This window comes from Intestinibacter sp. (assembly GCF_022780145.1).
Taxonomy (GTDB): domain Bacteria; phylum Bacillota; class Clostridia; order Peptostreptococcales; family Peptostreptococcaceae; genus Intestinibacter.
The window spans coordinates 1-2,040 of the sequence record NZ_JALEXO010000039.1 but is presented as its reverse complement, the minus strand read 5'-3'; the positions used below and the strand labels follow the sequence as shown (position 1 = coordinate 2,040).

The window sequence follows — 2,040 nt, the reverse complement described above, 5'->3', positions numbered from 1 at the left end:
TTCATTTTTATCTTATTTATCTGAAAATAACTTATTAGATGATACCAACACAGAAACTAAATAAATTAATATAATAAAATTGAACTTTAAGTAAAAAATATAAGGATGGAGTAAATTATTCCATCCTTTATTCATTTTTGTCTAAATTTTTAAAAAAGTTTACATTTTTTTCTCGATGTGATATACTCTTTTTATGATATGTACGAAAACTTATTTTGAGATTTGGTTTCATAATGAGTAGACTTTAATTTAATACTAGCACTAATAAAATATCTAATAGTCGTTTCTAAGTTAGAAGTTTATCTGATAATTAAGATTGATTATGTTTATATTTATTTTATTTCTGACACCAAAATTTATTATTAAGGTGGAAGGCGATGTTTTTTAAGAAAAATTTGTTTAGCTATGCCACTTTTGGTGTAGCTATTTTTAATTTCTAGGGGGATTTATAATATGAAAAAATTTAAGGTAGTGGGAAGTTTATCTTTAATTCAGAAGATAATTTTGATTATACTTCCTATTTTAGTAGTGATCTTATCTATGGGGATAGGGAGAATGCTTATATCTCCAGTTGAGGTTTTGAAATCAACTTTTGAAAAATTTGGATATGATTATGTAGTCAATTCTCAGACAGAAATTGTATTGTGGACAATTAGATTTCCAAGGATTTTACTTGCTCTGCTTGTTGGAGCTGGGCTTTCTGTGGCTGGGTGTGCATTTCAAAGCTTGTTTTCAAATCCACTTGCCACACCAGATACATTGGGGGTAGCGTCAGGGGCTAGCTTTGGGGCAGCGCTTGGAATACTTTTAGGATTTAAATTAATAGGAATACAATTTTGTGCACTTTGTTTTGGTATAATAGCAGTTTTGCTTACCTATATTTCTGGAACAGGTAAAAGTAACAACATGAATACTATAGTACTGGCAGGTATAATGATAGGATCACTGTTTTCAGCGCTTGTATCATTTGTAAAATTTGTTGCAGATACTGAGACACAGCTACCAGCTATAACATATTGGCTTATGGGAAGCTTGGGTTCAGCAAGCTACAAGACATTGCTTTTAGGAGCTCCGTTTATATTAGTCGGAATTTTCGTGCTTTATTTACTTCGTTGGAGATTAAATATTTTAATGCTATCTGATGACGAGGCAAAATCATCAGGAACTAATATAAATTTACTTAGAGGTATAACTATAATCGCAGCTACTATGGTCACAGGATCATGCGTATCTATGTGCGGTCAGGTAGGATGGGTAGGACTTATAATACCTCATATATGTAGGATGAAATTTGGAAATAACCACCTTGCATTAGTGCCTGCATCAATAAGTATTGGGGCAATTTTCATGGTTGTGGTAGATACTATTGCTAGAAGCTTAGTGGCGACTGAAATTCCGATTTCAATACTTACAGCTATAATAGGGGCACCGTTTTTTATAACACTTATGAGAAGAAGTGGAGGTTGGCAGCTATGATACTTTCAGTTGAAAATGGATGCTTTGCCTACAAAAATTCTAAGGATAAATTACTACTTGAAAACATTAATTTTTCTGTAGAACCAGGAGACTTTGTAGCAATTCTCGGTCCAAATGGAGCAGGAAAAACTACATTACTCAGATGTATAATGGGATTTTTGAAATGGAAAAGCGGAAAAAGCACATTAGATGGAGTAGATATAAGAAATATTTCACATAAAAAATTATGGAAAGATATCGCATATGTTCCTCAGGCAAAGACTACAGTCGCAGCGTATACAGTAGAAGAGATGGTTTTGCTTGGAAGAAGCAGTCATTTCGGAATGCTGTCTATGCCAAAGGAAAAGGATTTAGAGGTAGTAAACAGGGTAATGGAGGAGATGAATCTAACTAGATTTGCAAAGAAAAAATGCTCTCAAATAAGTGGTGGGGAGCTTCAGATGGTTCTAATAGCTAGGGCATTAGTATCTGAGCCTAAGATACTTATATTAGATGAGCCAGAATCAAACCTTGATTTTAAAAATCAACTGCTTATTTTAGATACAATGACAAAGCTTTCGAATC

The 2,040-nt window shown here is 33.0% G+C and carries 2 protein-coding genes; both read left to right on the top strand.

The genetic code is table 11. The features are described 5' to 3' along the window. Positions 1-453 precede the first annotated feature (453 nt). On the top strand, positions 454-1,476 hold the full coding sequence (locus MR593_RS01530) for a FecCD family ABC transporter permease (RefSeq protein WP_290686237.1): 1,023 nt from the start codon (positions 454-456) through the stop codon (positions 1,474-1,476). Beyond that, positions 1,473-2,040, top strand: a 568-nt coding sequence (locus MR593_RS01525) for an ABC transporter ATP-binding protein (protein ID WP_290686235.1), incomplete at its 3' end; no start/stop codon positions are given. The genes MR593_RS01530 and MR593_RS01525, both read left to right, overlap by 4 nt.

Excerpts from the sequence above, each read along its gene's own strand:
- MR593_RS01530 (WP_290686237.1), top strand. The coding sequence starts at position 454 with ATGAAAAAATTTAAGGTAGTGGGAAGTTTATCTTTAATTCAGAAGATA.